Origin of the sequence: Aetokthonos hydrillicola CCALA 1050 (assembly GCF_017591665.1) — a bacterium.
GTDB classification, from domain to species: domain Bacteria; phylum Cyanobacteriota; class Cyanobacteriia; order Cyanobacteriales; family Nostocaceae; genus Aetokthonos; species Aetokthonos hydrillicola.
Window position 1 is genome coordinate 21,331 of record NZ_JAAKGC010000070.1, and the last position, 16,726, is coordinate 38,056.

Below are 16,726 nucleotides of genomic sequence, written 5' to 3' on the forward strand. Positions count from 1 at the left end.
TGAGGTTGAACTGATGTCATATTTAAATGAGTTAGAAACTACTTTTTTGAACCAGTTACAGCTAAACATTTCATCAGTAGAGCAAAATCTTGCTTGGGAACAAGCGCAGGAGTATTCTAATACTCTAGCTCGTTACAATACATATCTTAATAGAGTTTGCTTGTACACCTTCCTCGACTGGCTGACAGACTGGCTAGCAGAAGAACCTGTATCTAAACCTTCAATTTACCCAACAGAGGATAGCTTACCCAGTTTTTGGGAAGTGATCAGTGGTACAGCTATTCAGGTGGGTGAGAAGCGAATAGTGCTTATCCCTAGTGAAACAATGGATTTAGAAGAGTTGTGTGTACCTCAAGAGTGGATAGATATTCCTACCCTTGCAGGTGATTATTACCTGGCGGTGCAGGTTAATCTGGGGGTACATGATGATGAGTATTGGATGAAAGTATGCGGGTTTACCACTCATCGTCAGATAAAGCAACAAGGTAAATATAACAAGTGCGATCGCACTTACATAATGCCAGTAGAGAATTTAACTAAAAACCTTACAGTGATGCTAGTGATGATGGAATTGTATACAAAAGAGGAAATCCCAAAATTGCCAAGTTTATCCAAAACCGAGGCACAACAATTATTGCAGATCTTAGGTGACCCATCTCTTTATTTTCCGCGATTACAAGCAGATGTAACTTTTGAGCAATGGGCTGCTCTACTAGAGAATAATGAATGGCGTATTCAGTTGTACCACCGCAGAATAGGTCGTTTTATTGCTGCTAAAAATTCTTCAGTTACCAATAATTTAAGCAATTGGTTTCAAAACATTTTCGAGTCTGGTTGGGAATCTATTAATGCACTTACGAATACAGAATCTCTTAATTTAGCTTTGGCTTTCAGACAACGTGAAGTGGCTTTGAAAGAGAAATCTGTTGAAGCAATCAAGCTAATTGATTTGGGAATGCAGTTAGGAAGTCAATCGGTTGCAATGCTGATTGGTCTAGCATGGGAGGATGAGCAAAAAGTAGGTATTCGCGTGCAGCTACATCCCGCTAGCGGAGAAACTTACCTACCACCTAATATCAAACTAGCTTTAGTTTCACGAGCAGGAAAAACTCTCCAAGAGTTTACATCTCGCAGTCAAGATAACTTTATTCAACTCAAACGATTCACTTGTCCCATAGGGAAAAGTTTTAAAATTCAAGTAGCTATCAACGATTTTAGCATTATAGAAGAATTCGTGGTTTGATCACCACACGATGACAAAAATGAGTAAGTTAGTTATCTTCAATTTAGGAAGGGGTACTTTACAAGAAGGTTTTCCCTTTGTGACTGTTCAGTTATTTTGGGATCAGCCATCAAAAAATCATCTACAGCAAGAGAGTCATCCCAAAAGAAGCCAATTTCAAGGAAGTTTACCTGCTGCAACTGAAATTTATAATCTCTATTGTCGTTGGCAATTGCTTTATGATTTACTATACGAAGCTCGCTCGATAAATATCGGCTTGCGTCAACAACAGCAACACGATGACGACATAGAAATTGATGAAGTTGACGTGACTCATGTCTCGGATGCTGAGTTTTATCAGATATGTGACCAGTTACAAAATCAAATTGATAATTGGCTTGATTATGACGATTTCCGTCATATTGACCGCCAGCTAAGAGTGCAATTAGCTCCTGACGATGAAATTCGCGTTATTATCCAAACTGAAGACAACTTCTTAAGAAAACTACCTTGGCATATTTGGCGTTTTTTTAGAGATTATCCTCAAGCAGAAGTAGCTTTAAGTGCTATTGAGTTTGAGCCAGGAATTCAGACAAAAAATTCTGCTCCTCAAGTAAGAATATTAGCTATTTTGGGTGATAGTACAGGAATTGATGTTGATGCTGATAGAAGGTTGTTGTCGAGATTGCCAGATGCTAAAACGGTTTTTTTAGTAGAACCAAAACGCCAACAATTAGATGAACTACTTTGGCATAAACAGGGATGGGACATTCTGTTTTTTGCAGGACATAGTTCTACAACACTAAATGTGGCCGGTGAAGACGGTGATATCACGGAAACAGGTTATTTATATATAAATCCTACTGAAAGATTAACGGTTACCCAATTAAAAAATGCTTTGAAGAAAGCTATAGATGGCGGGTTACAACTGGCAATTTTTAACTCTTGTGATGGGTTGGGATTAGCCCAGCAATTACAGGATTTACATATTCCTCAAATCATTGTCATGCGATTCCCTGTACCAGATAGGGTAGCGCAGGAATTTTTGAAGCACTTTCTTAAAGAGTTTGCTAGAGGTAAACCGTTATATTTAGCGGTGCGAGAAGCACGGGAAAAGTTGCAGGGTTTAGAAAGTGATTTTCCTGGTGCAAGTTGGTTACCAGTGATCTGCCAAAATCCTGCCGAGATGTCGCCAACCTGGAAAGTGTTGCGAGATAAAATTAAGGAAGAACATCAACGCCCTTCGGTTCCTCAACGCTCACGGAAACTCAATTTTACAGCAGTTTTAATTTTGAGTTTTCTCGTCACCAGCTTGCTGATGGGGGTGCGCTGGCTAGGGATCTTACAAGGATGGGAGTTGCAAGCTTTCGACCATTTACTACAGCAAAGACCGCTTGAAAAACAAGATAATCGGATTTTAATAGTTACAATTACCGAAGAAGATTTTCAACTAAAAGAACAACAGCACAGAGTTGGATCACTATCGGATTTGGCTCTAGCGCAACTTTTGGAAAAACTGGAGTACTATCAACCACGAGCTATTGGCTTAGATATTTACCGATATTTTCCTGTAAATTCCAAATATTTAGATTTAGCAAGTCGTTTGCGGGAAAGCGATCGCTTCTTTGCTATTTGCGAAGCTAGAGAATCCGATGAAAAACCCGGTATTGCACCACCTCCTGAAATTCCAATAGAGCGTCAGGGGTTTAGTGATTTTGCTGTTGACCCAGGTCGCGTTCTACGTCGTCATTTAATCGCGCTGCAACCAAGTTCCATATCTCCTTGTACCACACCCTATGCCCTCAGCGCTCGGTTAGCATTCCATTATTTGGAGTCTTTCGGCATTTCTGTTAAGTATACTCAACAAGGAGATTTACAAGTGGGTAAAGTTGTGTTTCCTCAGTTGCGAGCGCACACGGGTGGGTATCAAAAGATTGACGACAGAGGGTATCAAATATTACTCAACTACCGTTCTTCTCCTTCTCCAAGAGAAGTTGCTGAACGAGTCAGCTTAAAAGATGTACTCACGGATAAAGTCAACCCTGATGCAATTAAAAATCGGATCATTCTGATTGGCGTTACGACTTCCAGTGCAGGTGATGATTTTTTCACACCTTATAACAGTGAAATGTCGGGTGTTATTTTTCATGCTCAGATGGTGAGTCAAATTATCAGCACAGTTTTAGATGGGCGACCCTTGTTATGGGTTTTACCTTTTTGGGGCGAATTTTTTTGGGTTTTCGGTTGGTCTTGTGTAGGAGGAATAATCGCTTGGCGTTTCCGCAAAATCTTACCTTGTGGATTAGCCTTTGGGTTCGCGATTCTGGGTTTATATGGTGTTTCTTATTGCTTATTAATACAAGGTTGTTGGGTAGCACTTGTTCCATCAGCGCTTGCTTTAGTTGTTACAGGCGGGAGTGTTAGAATAATTCGTAATTGGTAGTTATCGAATTGGGGAATTAAGATGAATCCCTAATTATGAATTACGCATTACCAGTCATGCTTAAGCATATTCAACTTTCCTTGGCTATTATTTTGACGTTTGCAAGCTTTGCTCCAGTACAAGCACAATCTACCAAGCCCCTAAATTTAAACGCTAGTAGACAATCTAAAAAACAATTAACTTTTAACACACCCCCACCACCACCAAACATTGGTGCACCAAGTCAACGTAAAGCAGGCGGAAATCGTGGTTGTTCTGATGTCAGTCTACAAAATACGCAGTCTAGTGACAAGGTACTAACAGCCTTAGCACCTGAATATTCCAAGGAACAATTGGTTTTAGGATTGACAACCCAAAAGCGTCCTACCTTGTGGTTTTATGTTCCTTATAAATCTGACTCTGTCTATGCAAAGTTAGTGATAGAAGATGAAAAGAGCCAAACTATATACAAAACTCCTTTGATGGGAACACCGGGAGTAGTTAGCGTTTCCCTCCCACCCACGTCTTATGAGATCAAAATTGGCAAGTTGTATCACTGGTATTTCAACATCTACTGCAAGCAGGACAATGAATTTATCACTTCTGTAGAAGGGAAAGTGCAACTGTTAACACTCAACCCTACTATTAAGACTCAGTTAGACAAAGCAACACCACGACAGCAGGTTGAGCTTTATGCTGCGAATGGTATTTGGTACGAAGCGCTGACTACTCTAGCTAATCTTCGTCGCAGTTCCCCGCAGGATGCTAACTTAGCTAGCGATTGGGCTAGTTTATTGGGATCTGTAGGCTTGCAAAATCTTGCTGCAGAACCGATAGTTGATTGTTGTAAACCTCAAGCTCCTACAGCCAATTTCCCAAAAGAGTATAAGGAGCCCAAAATCTTGGACGTTGGTATTTAGGATTTTGCAACAAGGCTAGTTGAGCATGACGCAGTGCCTCAGCTTTAGTGATATTAGGCGTTTTGGCTAATTCTCGGTAAAAGTGGCTCATAAGTACTGCGGTAGACTCATCGTCTACATTCCACAGGGAAGCAAGGGTACTACGTGCACCAGCACGGACAGCTACACCAGCTAATCCCAAGGCGGCGCGATTATCCCCACTTGCTGTTTGACAAGCACTCAATACTAGCAATTCTATCGGTTCCAGGCCGTTTTCCTCTCTAATTCGCAAAAATTCACTCAGATCGTTTACTTTGATCTGCTTATCCCAGGAGAGAATAAATGTCTTGTCGGGATTAGAACTAAACTGTCCGTGAGTCGCCAAGTGAACTACCCTAAAGGGCAGAGATTTTACCTGTTTTTGCAGCGCCTGTGAAGTAAACTGCTGATTGAGTAGCAGCTTTGTTCCTAGGTGTGACTGAATCTCTTTTAACTCCCGTTCTACGTTAGCTAATGGTGAAAATCCCAACCGTCCCTCACTCAGTCCAGCTGTTAGCGCTTGCAATTGTTTTTTTGGTAAGGGTTTGGGGTCAAATAGCTGTAAACTTGGGGAGATGGCGATCGCGTACTTTTCTACCAGATATTGTTTACCATCGTAGAGCGATGCCATAGGCACATTTCGCAGGGCACCATCCAACACAAACACCAAGGTTTTAACTTGACTTTTAGATAGTTCAGCCATTTCAGGTCGAATTAACCAATCATACACCCGCCCAGACAACGACTGAACCATTGGCAGCGTATGGGGTTGAGTAATATTCTCACGCAGTTGCGATAACGTGCTTTCCACTTCAAGCTTGGCTATAGGAGTGGTGTAGTGCCTTAGTTTCTGTTGCCCTGGTAACTTAACAATCACCTCTAAGCTATTTGGCAAAATAATAGGGTATATAATTGCTGCGGTCTGGTCTTGCTCGACAACTTTGTCAATCTCTACCTTAGCAGTTAAACAAGCTTGCCGAAAGAAGTTGTCTAGTTCTGCCAGTTGTAACGATTCAATGACAAAACGAGCTCGTTTAAGATTTTCTGGTAACGGTTCAGAGTTTCCCTCTGTTTGTAACAGCAATTCGACTAACTCTCGATACACAGGTTCGACACTTTCGCGGAAGGAAAACTGAATCACTGGATTAATCGTGACTAAATCGCTACGTAAAGACTGGAGTGTTTTGATTGCTTGAGAATAGTACGAAATTGCTTGCTTAATATCTCCTTTACTTTTAAGTAAACGTCCCAACTGCCATTGCCACTGATAACCAATGTCAGATGAATTAATACTTTGCGCTATAAATAAAGCTTTCTCTGTCATTTTTTGGGCATCACTGAACTGCCCGGTTTGTTCGTACAACCAGCCAAGAGTACCTTTGGCATAAGATTCTGCTCGCAAATCTTCTAAACTTTGTGCAAGCTCTACAGCTTGTGCTAAAAGTCGGGCAATATCTTCCCATGATAAAGTTTCTGTAGTGTAATTGCGCTTGAGTTTCGTTAGATTTTGAGCAAAGTTAATCCGAGCGTTGACTGACATCCGACTAGGTGGCAACTTGCTTATTTCTAACCGAATTTTGGATGATAACGCGGCTGCAGCGCTCCATTGTTTTGTTTCTAAAAGAAAGCTGAATTGATTCAACAATAGCTGCACACGTGTGCTTATAGGAACCGATAAAGTAGCAGCCTGTTGGTAAAAATTCGAAGTAGCATGAGTGTCCCCCTGTAAATAAGCTGTATTAGCTAAACTCAGTAGTGCTTCAGTGATTTCTTGATTTTCTCCCAAGGATGACGCTACTCTTAGGCTATTCTTCAACACCAGTCGAGATTCATCCAAGTTACCAAATACTCTCAAGACGTCTCCAAGATTACGTAGTCCTGTGGCTTTCAAAGGTGAATCTGGCTGATTGTCTAAGCTTTGCAGAACTTCAGTAAGAATATTTTTTGCTTGACGAAAAACCCCCAAGATTTGCATGGCTTGAGCAGAGTTAATGCGATTGCGAGTTACTTTAGCGCGATCGCCTATTTGTTTGTAAATATCAGCCGCTTGTTGCCAAGTTTTTAGTGCTACTTCAGCTTGTCCGTGGGCTAATTGCCAGCGCCCTTGAACATCTAGGGTTTGGGCGAGAATTTCAGCACGCTGTTTTGAGTCATCTAAATTTTGTAATAACTTCAGACTTTGCGCGATCGCTTCTTTAGCCTCTGTCCACAAGCCAAGTTCTTGATAAGCCAAGGACAGGTTACTCAAAGTTATCGCTTGCCGTAGTTTATCGCCACTAGCAGTAAAAGTAACCAGCGCTTGTTGCAGAATCTTGACTGCATCATGAAAGCGTTCAGCTTCGTAAAAAGTTCTGCCTTGTGCTACCAAATCCTCCATATTGGGCAAAGCTTTATAGCGCGAATTTTCCATAACTATCTGAGCAGTACTAGGAAAAATCGCTGTCGCTAAGAACAGCACCACTAGAATGATGACGGTGACACGGAATTTTACCGTTATCCTTAACTTCCTCAGTCTCCGTGCAATCGTCCGCAAAGATCTGCTGAATTTGCCATATTTATCTTTCATGGTTCAGATTTCGGCGTGCTACAGATAGTTGCTGTGTTCGAGAAACTGTAGGGAATGGGAGTAGACGCAGCAGTGAGCAATACCTCACCTTTGTCATTTATAACCCAACCTGTAGCCGGTACGATAGCTTGTGGTATGGGGATAGTAGAATGAGTATTTACAGTTTGACGGGGGTTGTTTGTGTTGGTGTTAAGAGTAACCCAATCAACTCGAACTGTATCACTATTAAAAGCTTTTCTTGGATTAGGGGGCAAGCCACCGCGTCCTGTCACAGTGAACGAACCTTGTTTTTGTCTTTCTCCTGGGTTACAAGCATTGGCAATTTGCCGTGATGGATCAACTAAATCTATTGGCAGTTCCAATAAGCCCCGAGTAGGGTCAACTTCAGGTGTGGTGATTTCTACATTACCACTGAACTCACGACTTACCCCTGTAGCGGTGATATCACTTGTTTGATCAGATGGCACATCTCGGAATTGTGTCCCAAAAATACCTTGGGCATTAATTCTCACATTGCCGCCACGGAAGTTAGCAGAATTGGCGCTGATGTCACTATTTTGAGCAGCAATGAGGAAATCAGTTTCAAGATTGATGTTGCCACCGATGACATTTTCTCCTGTTGCGTTAGTCCTAATGTTGCTATTGCGACTCATTATTAAGAGTGGTGAGTTAATGTTAATTGTCGCCTGCTCAGAGTTTGGTTCCACTTGAGTGCTTTGTGTATTAGCGGTAAGTAAGGCATTGTTGTCTAAACGGATATAGCGTGCATTAACGTTGAGATTGCCTGCAATACCTTGCCCTTGGCTCCTTGCAGTTACTATAGCCCCATCTTGAACGAGCAACACGCGAGTATTAATCGTTAGGTTTCCCGCAGATCCTGTTGAGCCTACCCTAGATGAAGTAAACAAGCCACTACGAGCAAGACCATCTGTGGTGCGACCACCCAGTTGCACTGTGTCTGCATTGATAGTCAAATCTCCTCCCTTACCCGCACCAGCTGTACTGGCACTTACCTGAGATCCGCCCTGAACTAGCAACTGCTGGGTGTTAATCCTTAAGTTTCCTGCATCTCCAGTTGCTCCCGGATTAGCTTGAACAAATAAACCATTATTGGGTTCCCCAATCAGTTGCACTCGGTCTGCATTGATAGTCAAATCTCCTCCCTTACCGCCACCCGCTGTAATGGCATTGATCTGTGCCCCATTTTGAACCAGTAATTGCTGGGTGTTAATTATCAAGTTTCCTGCATCCCCTGTGCCGTCGGTTGAAGCAAACAAGCCGCCACTACCAATACGATTGTCAACTTTGACACCAGTCAGTTGCACTGTATCAGATGTGATAGTCAAATTTCCTCCCCTGCCACTACTAAGCGTACTGGCACTTACTATACCCCTACCCTGAATTAGCAGTTGCCGAGTGTTAATTGTCAAATTTCCCGCATTCCCAGTTGAGCCTCGATCAGCTTGAGCATACAAACCATTGGCAACCTCGTCACCAAATGTTGCACCAATCAGTTGCACTTGGTTGGCGTTAATAGTCAAATTCCCTCCGTTACCACTACCAAGAGTGGTAGCACTTACCTGTGCTCTACCTTGAAGCAGCAATTTACCAGTGTTAATTGTCAAATCTCCGCCATTCCCAGTTGCACCTGGGTAAACGAAAACACCCAAGATGCTAAAGTCGCTAGAGGTACTGCTTATCTCTAATAAATCAGTAGCTTTAACTACCAATGCTCCGCCAGGTTCCGCCCCCAAAGTACTTGCCTCTATTTGGGAAGCATCGGTGATTGCGATACGCTTACCTGCTAGTTGTATATCACCGCCACCAGCACCGCTGACATCCACTACCGACTGTTGGGACAGTTGAATGTTGCCCAAGTTTTGTACGCTTTCATAGCTTAAGGCAAAGCCTTTTTCTATGGGAGCAATGTTAACTACACCTTCTCCTGCGACACTGCCCAATTCAATCCTTCCCCCAGCCGTCTTCAGCGTTGCTCCCTCTAAGCCGAGTTCGCCACCCACCAACGCTAGGGTTTTACCTGAGGACACTCTTAGCCCTTGCTCCTGCGGTCTGCTTCCCGAATCGCTATCCCCTTGCACTCTAATATATCCAGGATTTGAACCAAATTGTAAGCCAATGGGAACACTGATACTTAGTAGCGGTGTTGTTTGGGGAACCTTAGCACTAAACTCTGTGCCATCAGCAAATTTTAGACTGTTCGCTGTACTGCCAACAAATGAGCCGCCAACATTTAGCGCTGCATTGCGCCCAAAAATGAGCCCCGACGGATTAATGAGAAACAGATTAGCCGATCCTGAGGATCGAATTAACCCATCAATATTAGAAACTGATCCACCTGTCACCCGACTAATTATGTTTTGAATATTCAGACGATTGTTAAAAGAAGCAGTGCTACCAGTTGGAACAGAAAAATCTTTAAAACTATGAAACAGATTATTGCCTGCTATTGTCCCACCTGTAATATTCAAGATGCTACCATTTGGTGTAACGATGGAGTTATTTGGCAAAGTCCTATCTGGTGTGATTTGGGCAAAAGCGCAATTAGCCCAAACAGTGCTAATAGTACCCATTAATATCCCCGAGAACTGTCGCCAACGAGTACTTCCCAAACCAAACATCGCACTTCTCCTTATCACCACAGATTAAAGTATCCTTCTAATGAAGGAATCACTTCTTATATTTCTGCTATTTAGCCAAACATTTAACCTGGATAACAGGAACAGTCATCTTTTGATGACAATGAAAATTAGAATGAGAATGAGGACGATGAAAAGTATAAAAATAATGAATTTTATACCGATAGCGTAAACAATTATCATTATGGCTGTTTTAATTAATTGTAGCCTATAGTAGTCGACTTTTTGACCTTATTTGGCTGGTGTGTTTAGAATTAACTTTGGCTGAAGCTTTTGTTCAATAACTTTTTTCCGTCATTGTCTGAAATCAGCCTGGTAGAATTGTTAACGTTATTGAGTGTAACCTTAATTAAATTTCATGAGTTCCCTGACAAACCCTGTTTATCCTGTTATTTGGCACAATGACTCGGTTTCACTGATTGACCAAACCCGCTTGCCTAACGAGTACGCATTTGTGGAAATTCATCGTAGCGAAGATATGGCACGGGCAATTAAAACCATGATTGTTAGAGGTGCACCAGCAATTGGCGTCGCAGCAGCATATGGGATGTATCTTGGAGCAAGGGAAATCGAAACCGACAACCGTGATGAGTTTTTAGAGAGTCTTGAAAAAGTAGCTCAGATGTTGCGATCGACTCGTCCGACAGCGGTAAATTTATTCTGGGCAATTTCACGAATGATGAAAACTGCCTATGAAACCCTTGGAACGGTACAAGAGATCAAACAAATCTTGTTGGAAACTGCTCAAATTATCAATTCGGAAGATTTGCAAACCTGCCAAGAGATCGGCAATCATGGCTTAACCGTTTTACCCTCTACCCCAGAAAAACTGACAATTCTAACCCACTGCAATGCTGGAGGACTTGCAACAGCTGGCTACGGTACAGCTTTAGGTGTGGTGCGCTCTGCTTTTCGAGAAGGCCGTTTAGCGCGTGTATTTGCTGACGAAACTCGCCCACGGCTACAAGGTGCAAAACTCACTTCTTGGGAGTGTGTCCAAGAAGGAATTCCAGTCACAGTCATTACTGACAGTATGGCTGCTCACTGTATGAAGCAAAATTTGATTCATGCCGTCGTTGTTGGGGCTGACAGAATCGCTGCTAATGGAGATACAGCTAATAAAATAGGGACGTATAGCTTAGCACTCATAGCAAAAGCTCATCAGATTCCTTTCTTTGTTGCAGCTCCCCTTTCCACTATTGATTTTTCGTTACATGATGGTACTCAGATTCCAATAGAAGAGCGTAACCCAGAAGAAATCTACAAAGTTGGTGACACCATTCTCACACCTGCTGGTGTCGAATTTTATAATCCTGCATTTGACGTAACTCCAGCAGAGTTGATTGCAGCGATTATTACTGAACATGGCGCATTTGTTCCTAAAGAGTTAAAAACTATACAGGAAAAACAAATGGCGTAGCCAAAAATATGTGACTGGGCGAAATTAATTTAATATCTTGTAGAGTTAGGTAACAGGGCTCTGCATCTCTTCTTCTAAGTATCAAGGATTCTCTGTTGTAAAGTGGTGCATCATAAATCCTCTCTCTACAAAGGGTTTTTACTTTAATCAAACGGATGCGATCGCTTTAACAATAGTCAAATTATTAATTAACATAAGGATAATTAGTGATATCAACCCTACTCGAATATACAGTTTATTCAATAATGATTGATTGGTGGCTAAAGCTAAAACTATAAAAGTAAAATTGCAAGTGTATAAAAACATTTCATTAACACCAAAAATAGAATATAAAGTAAGGTTAAATAATAGATTTCCACAAAGAGCTAAAACCACAATATTTTTATGAGCAGATAATATATTTTTGTAAACCCCTAAAATGAGTAAAAGTATCCAAATAATTGTTCCTATAGCGCCAATCAAACTATAATCGAGGTTACGCATAAAAAATGTTAATTCTATAGCAGAACCATTTTCTGGATGTAGAGTATTAAAAGGAGAAGAGGAAACGAAATTAACTAAAAAGAAATGTTTGAGTAATTCTTGGATAACTGTTAATGGCTGACTGAATAGAAATGACTTTATATACTTTGTTTCCGTAGTTAGCATGTCAGGCAAAAAGAAGTAAGGAGCATGAATAATTATTATTTTTTGAAAAATACTTAATACAAATGCCAGAGTAACTACTGTGCCAATATATTCTGAAATCAAACTCACTTTGTTCTTATTTGTCTTTAGAGCTAAGACAGCTATAGTAAAACAAACTAAAGTTTGAATGAAGTTAGTGATTGTCACGCCAAAGGTAAAAATTCCTGCTAAAATCCAATATCCAATATCTAATTTTTTATTTTCTATGAAATTAAAAAATAATATATATGTTGTTATAATACTGCAACCAGCTAAAGCATAAGTTTCTGGAACAGTAGAAAATACTAATTGGCTCATAGTTAAACCGAACACTGTACTTATCAATAAAGCTTGTGTAGGTTTTTCAATGAGTTTATTGAAAAAGATAGATGTGAGAAAAACAGCAAAAGCACCAAAAAAAGAGTTTAATATTAGTACTGTTATTTCTGGAGATTTTATTAATGAATTTATTAGTGTTCCCCATGGACAGACAAATAATAAAAATAGAGGATGAGAGCCTTTAAAATAAAAAGGTTTTTGAGCAGAAAAAGTTGTCCAATAACGACCTGCTTTCCAGAGATCTCCACCAAAAAAATCCATTTTATCGTGCTGATGGATTAAAAGAAAGCCGAAGTATAGATATAATCCATAGAAAATCAAAAATAAGATGAACGATGATACAATCTCTTTGCTTTTAACTATTGACAACCAGTCGGGTGCAGTTTTTGTTTTGAAGCTTATCAAAATTTGTTGTCTGTCACGAAATGTTTTGAATATAAATGATGAAGAATATATAAAGCTATAAACTAATATGTTAAAAATCAAATAAAACATATCTCCTCTCTTGAAATAAAAATCAAGAGAGTTTTCATATCTTCCTTTTACAAAGCTATTCAAAATAGAAACTGCTTCACCTTTATATGCTGACTCTATTAAGAAATGACCTATTGTAAAGTAAGAAAATGATTCTATTAAAAATAGAATCAATAAGGCTTTATTGGGATTGCTAATTAGTATATTTTTAAAATTGACTATTTTGTTAACAAGCATTATTTTTGGCATCCTAGGTTACATAGTTTATCGTTAAACCCAGAGTAGTCTGAGTTTCTAGATTAGCAAACAATTGAGAATAGTGCCAATAGTTACTAAGCAAGCTATGTAACTCGGGTTGACAGCGTTGTAATATAATAAACTTCCTGAAGGATTAGTTTGCAATCAGATCCTCTATGTATGAGAATTTCAGCCTCCTATACTATTTTTGTAAGAAGCTGTTTTGTTTTCTTGTACTGAGCAATGGAGAATCTTGTCGGAAGTGACAAATATTTCTTAGGAATATCACGGCAATTGAGTAATTTACCTGATATGAGCATCATCAGAATTACTCAGTGCGCTACTGGTATAATTTTTCACTAGTAGCACAATCAAAGACAAATAATTTACTCAGGTCAAATTCTAACTGAAGACGTTCTCCTAATTGTGGACGAAAATCTCCATCCAAAACAACATTTATTAGTGATGTTGTATTTGATAAACCCGCCCGAATTAAAGTTTCTCTTCCCAATGGTTCAACAACCTTTACCTCAACTATTAACGCTCCAATTTGTTCTTCCTGTTCTTCTCCTGATAAAGACGTTATGGGAAGACGCCTTTCTGATTCATTAATAAGATCGAGATGCTCTGGTCTAATTCCCAAATCAAATTCTTGCCCAAGTTTAGCTTGCAATTTCTTTCTTACATTTATGGGACAAGGTAAAATCTGACCACTCACATCAAAACCATCACCCGTGAACTTTGCTGTAAGAATATTCATTGGGGGATTACCCAAGAAAGTTGCAACCATACGGTTGGCTGGTTGATTGTAAATGATCTGAGGTTCACCGATTTGTTGAATTTGTCCTCCGTTAAGCACCACGATTTTATCAGCCAAAGTCATTGCTTCAACTTGGTCATGGGTAACGTAGATAGTTGTAATTCCCATCTGTTGATGTAGCTGTTTCAATTCGGCTCGTGTATCGTCTCGTAATTGCGCATCTAGATTAGACAAGGGTTCATCTAGTAAAAACACTTGTGGTTCTCGTACGATCGCTCTCCCCAAAGCGACTCGCTGCTGCTGTCCACCAGAAAGTTGTTTCGGTTTGCGATCAAGGAGATGTTCAACACAAAGCGATCGCGCCACCGTCGCAACTCGTTGTTGAATAACCTTGGGATCTACTCCCCGCATCTGCAAACCAAAACCAATGTTTTGGGCGACTGTCATATGAGGATACAAAGCGTAGTTTTGGAATACCATTGCTACGTCGCGTTGTCGTGCGGGGAGATTGTTAACTTGGCGATCGTCAATAAAGATTTTGCCAGAAGTGGCCATCTCCAAGCCAGCAATGATCCTCAAAATAGTTGACTTACCACAACCTGAAGGTCCCACCAAAACCCAAAACTCACCATTCGGGATTTCAAAGGTAATATTCTCAATAGCGGTGATGTTATTAAACCTGCGCTTAATATCTTGTAGACGAACGTTTGCCATTGTTATTTGTTGTTTGTTCTTGAACAACTAACTATGAACTGCTTAATCCCACGCTGGGTGAGATAATAACGAAGCAATCACTCGCACTCCCCGCAGTTGGTTAGATAAGGGTAAGTGACCTCTAGGCGCGGTTAAGTCCCACGTAAACTCATTGGGATATCTTGTCCAGTTATTACCACTTTTCCAAGCAATTTTTGTCCAAAGGCTCTCCCAGTTTTTTCCCAAACTTAGCCAAATTTCTCGTTGTACAGAAAAGCCAAATTTCCCCTCACTATAAACTACCCAGAGATTGTTCATTGTTTGTAAATCTAAGGAAGGAAAATTTTCGACCTCACTAAAATACAACCATTTTCTTTGTACAGCAGCTGGTCCTGCAAGTTCACACATTTTTTGCAAAGTCATACGGTCAGCAGCTTGGAAGTCTTGAACAGCAAGTAACTTTTGTAGAGGAGTGTAATCAATATTGCACTCTGATTTTAAAGGGATAACCCCCGTAGGGAAATAGCTTTGCAAAAATTCTTTTGCTTTAGCAGAATTAGAGTTATAGAGTACTTGGTACGCTTTGCCATCTACCCAAGTTGCTTGCTTTTCACGCCGTTCAAATAAAAACTCCATTAGAACATCTAATCCCCCATCTCCAAGATTAGCTAGCTGCGGAATCACTTGTTGTTGCACGCTAGTAGACCCAGCAATTAAAGGCTGACGAAGGGAGTCAATATCACTAGCAGTACCTGATACAATATTTGGGTCTGTCATGCCATTACATCTCTTAAAAAACGGTCGGTGAAAAACTCACCAGCTATTAATCTGTTGTGTCTTGTACATATTCAACTATCAATTTCTCAACCATTTGAGAAAGGCTTAAACTATGGGTGGCAGCAAGTTTTTTTAATTTCTCTTTAGCCTCTAAGCTAAGCCTGATAAGATTTTCTGTTTTTCTTGTCATACTCAAACAATAGCGCTATCGATATCGATATACAATGAGTATTTGTTACTTTTTCTGAGATACTGGCTAGTTTTAACTAGCCTCTAGCTTTCATCCCTCGGCTAAAAGCTAGAGGCTCTCAGGATATTTTGGTAGTTTACAGGAAATTGGAAACAAAACCTACTAGTACAACTAGGCAAAACTCAAAAGGAGCAAGTTTGTCGCAGATCTCTACCTATTCTAGATGGTAGCTTTATTTCCGCCAAGCGGGTAAACAGTTATCAGTTATCAGTTATCAGTCGTCAGTCAAGAATAATGTTTTTATAGGAACCCGAAACACCGTACTATGCGCGTTGATCACTGATAACTGTTTAGTGTTCACTGTTTAAAAGCCCCTCTTCTCGAATGAGATATCATTTGATAGAATAGCGGATGTTTCACAGCAATCCTAATGCCTGCCCCAAATACTCCACAAGTTGGGGAAGGGATGACTCTGCGGCTTATGTGATCAAAACAAGACAAGGCAAAATCTTCTAGCCTTCCCATCGGAAGGGATTTTTATCTTTGGTTTTCAATTCCAAAGGCTATATATTTTCCGGCAAAGCCATCAGGAGTTCCGATGTACGAGAAAATTTCCCCGCCAACGAGCGGAGCAAAGATTACTTTTAAAAATGCTGAACCAATTGTTCCTGACAATCCTATCATCCCCTTTATTCGTGGCGACGGTACCGGAATCGATATTTGGCCCGCTACGCAAAAAGTGATAGATGCTGCCGTAGAAGTCGCATACAAAGGTAAACGAAAAATAAATTGGTTTAAAGTTTACGCTGGCGATGAAGCTTGCGATTTATACGGTACATATCAGTATTTACCTCAAGATACTCTGACAGCAATTAAAGAATATGGCGTTGCTATTAAAGGACCTCTAACAACTCCAGTTGGTGGTGGTATTCGGTCTCTGAACGTTGCGTTACGGCAAATTTTTAACCTTTATGCTTGCGTGCGTCCTTGCCGTTATTATGAAGGTACACCTTCACCTCACAAAAATCCAGAAAAACTAGATGTTATTGTTTACCGGGAAAATACAGAAGATATTTACTTAGGTATTGAGTGGCGTCAAGGTAGCGAAATTGCTAATCGCCTAATTTCGATTCTGAATAACGAACTGATCCCAGCAACACCAGAACATGGTAAAAAGCAAATTCCTTTAGATTCTGGTATTGGCATTAAACCCATAAGCAAAACAGGTTCCCAACGCTTGGTAAGGCGCGCACTGAAACACGCCTTACAACTCCCCAAAAACAAGCAGATGGTGACTTTAGTTCACAAAGGCAACATCATGAAATACACTGAAGGAGCCTTCCGCGATTGGGGTTATGATCTGGC

General features: G+C 40.5%; 11 protein-coding genes. 5 read left to right on the plus strand and 6 right to left on the minus strand.

Translation table 11 applies throughout. The features are described 5' to 3' along the window. Positions 1–13: 13 nt before the first annotated feature. From G4P69_RS26560 to G4P69_RS26570, 3 genes are read left to right on the plus strand one after another with little or no spacing between them, the layout of a single operon-like run. The gene (locus tag G4P69_RS26560; protein ID WP_208341868.1) at positions 14–1,243 is read left to right on the plus strand and encodes a DUF1822 family protein; all 1,230 of its coding nucleotides are present in this window, start codon (positions 14–16) and stop codon (positions 1,241–1,243) included. Positions 1,244–1,262: 19 nt separating this feature from the next. Further along, positions 1,263–3,665, plus strand: a complete 2,403-nt coding sequence (locus G4P69_RS26565; RefSeq protein ID WP_208341867.1) for a CHASE2 domain-containing protein — start codon at positions 1,263–1,265, stop codon at positions 3,663–3,665. A 35-nt stretch (positions 3,666–3,700) separates the two neighbouring features. Then, positions 3,701–4,564: a DUF928 domain-containing protein gene (locus tag G4P69_RS26570; RefSeq protein WP_208341866.1), complete on the plus strand. Its 864-nt coding sequence runs from the start codon at positions 3,701–3,703 to the stop codon at positions 4,562–4,564. Here the strand turns inward: G4P69_RS26570 and G4P69_RS26575 are convergent. Further along, complete coding sequence (locus G4P69_RS26575; RefSeq protein ID WP_208341864.1) at positions 4,506–7,148, minus strand: CHAT domain-containing protein; 2,643 nt, start codon at positions 7,146–7,148, stop codon at positions 4,506–4,508. The two genes, G4P69_RS26570 and G4P69_RS26575, sit on opposite strands and share 59 nt — an antisense overlap. Further along, positions 7,145–9,787 (minus strand): two-partner secretion domain-containing protein, encoded by a 2,643-nt coding sequence (locus G4P69_RS26580; protein WP_208341862.1) that lies wholly within the window; start codon positions 9,785–9,787, stop codon positions 7,145–7,147. The genes G4P69_RS26575 and G4P69_RS26580 overlap by 4 nt, the downstream gene beginning before the upstream one ends. A gap of 376 nt (positions 9,788–10,163) precedes the next feature. On the opposite strand from G4P69_RS26580, the gene mtnA reads away from it, so the two are divergent. Further along, entirely contained in the window at positions 10,164–11,225 is a 1,062-nt protein-coding gene (gene mtnA / locus G4P69_RS26585) for an S-methyl-5-thioribose-1-phosphate isomerase (protein ID WP_208341859.1), read from the plus strand. A 147-nt stretch (positions 11,226–11,372) separates the two neighbouring features. Here the strand turns inward: mtnA and G4P69_RS26590 are convergent, their stop codons facing one another. The 4 genes from G4P69_RS26590 to G4P69_RS26605 all read right to left on the minus strand — a co-directional run bounded on the left by G4P69_RS26590 (position 11,373) and on the right by G4P69_RS26605 (position 15,361). Continuing rightward, positions 11,373–12,941: a hypothetical protein gene (locus G4P69_RS26590; RefSeq protein WP_208341857.1), complete on the minus strand. Its 1,569-nt coding sequence runs from the start codon at positions 12,939–12,941 to the stop codon at positions 11,373–11,375. 340 nt (positions 12,942–13,281) lie between these two features. Further along, positions 13,282–14,415: an ABC transporter ATP-binding protein gene (locus tag G4P69_RS26595; RefSeq protein WP_208341855.1), complete on the minus strand. Its 1,134-nt coding sequence runs from the start codon at positions 14,413–14,415 to the stop codon at positions 13,282–13,284. Between the two features lie 42 nt (positions 14,416–14,457). Continuing rightward, positions 14,458–15,171 (minus strand): GUN4 domain-containing protein, encoded by a 714-nt coding sequence (locus G4P69_RS26600; protein ID WP_208341853.1) that lies wholly within the window; start codon positions 15,169–15,171, stop codon positions 14,458–14,460. A 46-nt stretch (positions 15,172–15,217) separates the two neighbouring features. Further along, on the minus strand, positions 15,218–15,361 hold the full coding sequence (locus G4P69_RS26605; RefSeq protein ID WP_208341851.1) for a hypothetical protein: 144 nt from the start codon (positions 15,359–15,361) through the stop codon (positions 15,218–15,220). 598 nt (positions 15,362–15,959) lie between these two features. Here G4P69_RS26605 and G4P69_RS26610 point away from each other — a divergent pair. Then, positions 15,960–16,726 (plus strand): isocitrate/isopropylmalate family dehydrogenase (locus G4P69_RS26610; protein ID WP_243903069.1); only part of this gene is annotated, 767 nt, incomplete at its 3' end.

Bases quoted from the DNA above. Each gene is read 5' to 3' on its own strand.
- G4P69_RS26580 (WP_208341862.1), bottom strand. From the start codon at position 9,787: ATGTTTGGTTTGGGAAGTACTCGTTGGCGACAGTTCTCGGGGATATTA.
- mtnA (WP_208341859.1), top strand. From the start codon at position 10,164: ATGAGTTCCCTGACAAACCCTGTTTATCCTGTTATTTGGCACAATGAC.
- G4P69_RS26590 (WP_208341857.1), bottom strand. From the start codon at position 12,941: ATGCTTGTTAACAAAATAGTCAATTTTAAAAATATACTAATTAGCAAT.
- G4P69_RS26605 (WP_208341851.1), bottom strand. From the start codon at position 15,361: ATGACAAGAAAAACAGAAAATCTTATCAGGCTTAGCTTAGAGGCTAAA.
- G4P69_RS26575 (WP_208341864.1), bottom strand. From the start codon at position 7,148: ATGAAAGATAAATATGGCAAATTCAGCAGATCTTTGCGGACGATTGCA.
- G4P69_RS26570 (WP_208341866.1), top strand. From the start codon at position 3,701: ATGAATTACGCATTACCAGTCATGCTTAAGCATATTCAACTTTCCTTG.
- G4P69_RS26560 (WP_208341868.1), top strand. From the start codon at position 14: ATGTCATATTTAAATGAGTTAGAAACTACTTTTTTGAACCAGTTACAG.
- G4P69_RS26595 (WP_208341855.1), bottom strand. From the start codon at position 14,415: ATGGCAAACGTTCGTCTACAAGATATTAAGCGCAGGTTTAATAACATC.
- G4P69_RS26565 (WP_208341867.1), top strand. From the start codon at position 1,263: ATGAGTAAGTTAGTTATCTTCAATTTAGGAAGGGGTACTTTACAAGAA.
- G4P69_RS26600 (WP_208341853.1), bottom strand. From the start codon at position 15,171: ATGACAGACCCAAATATTGTATCAGGTACTGCTAGTGATATTGACTCC.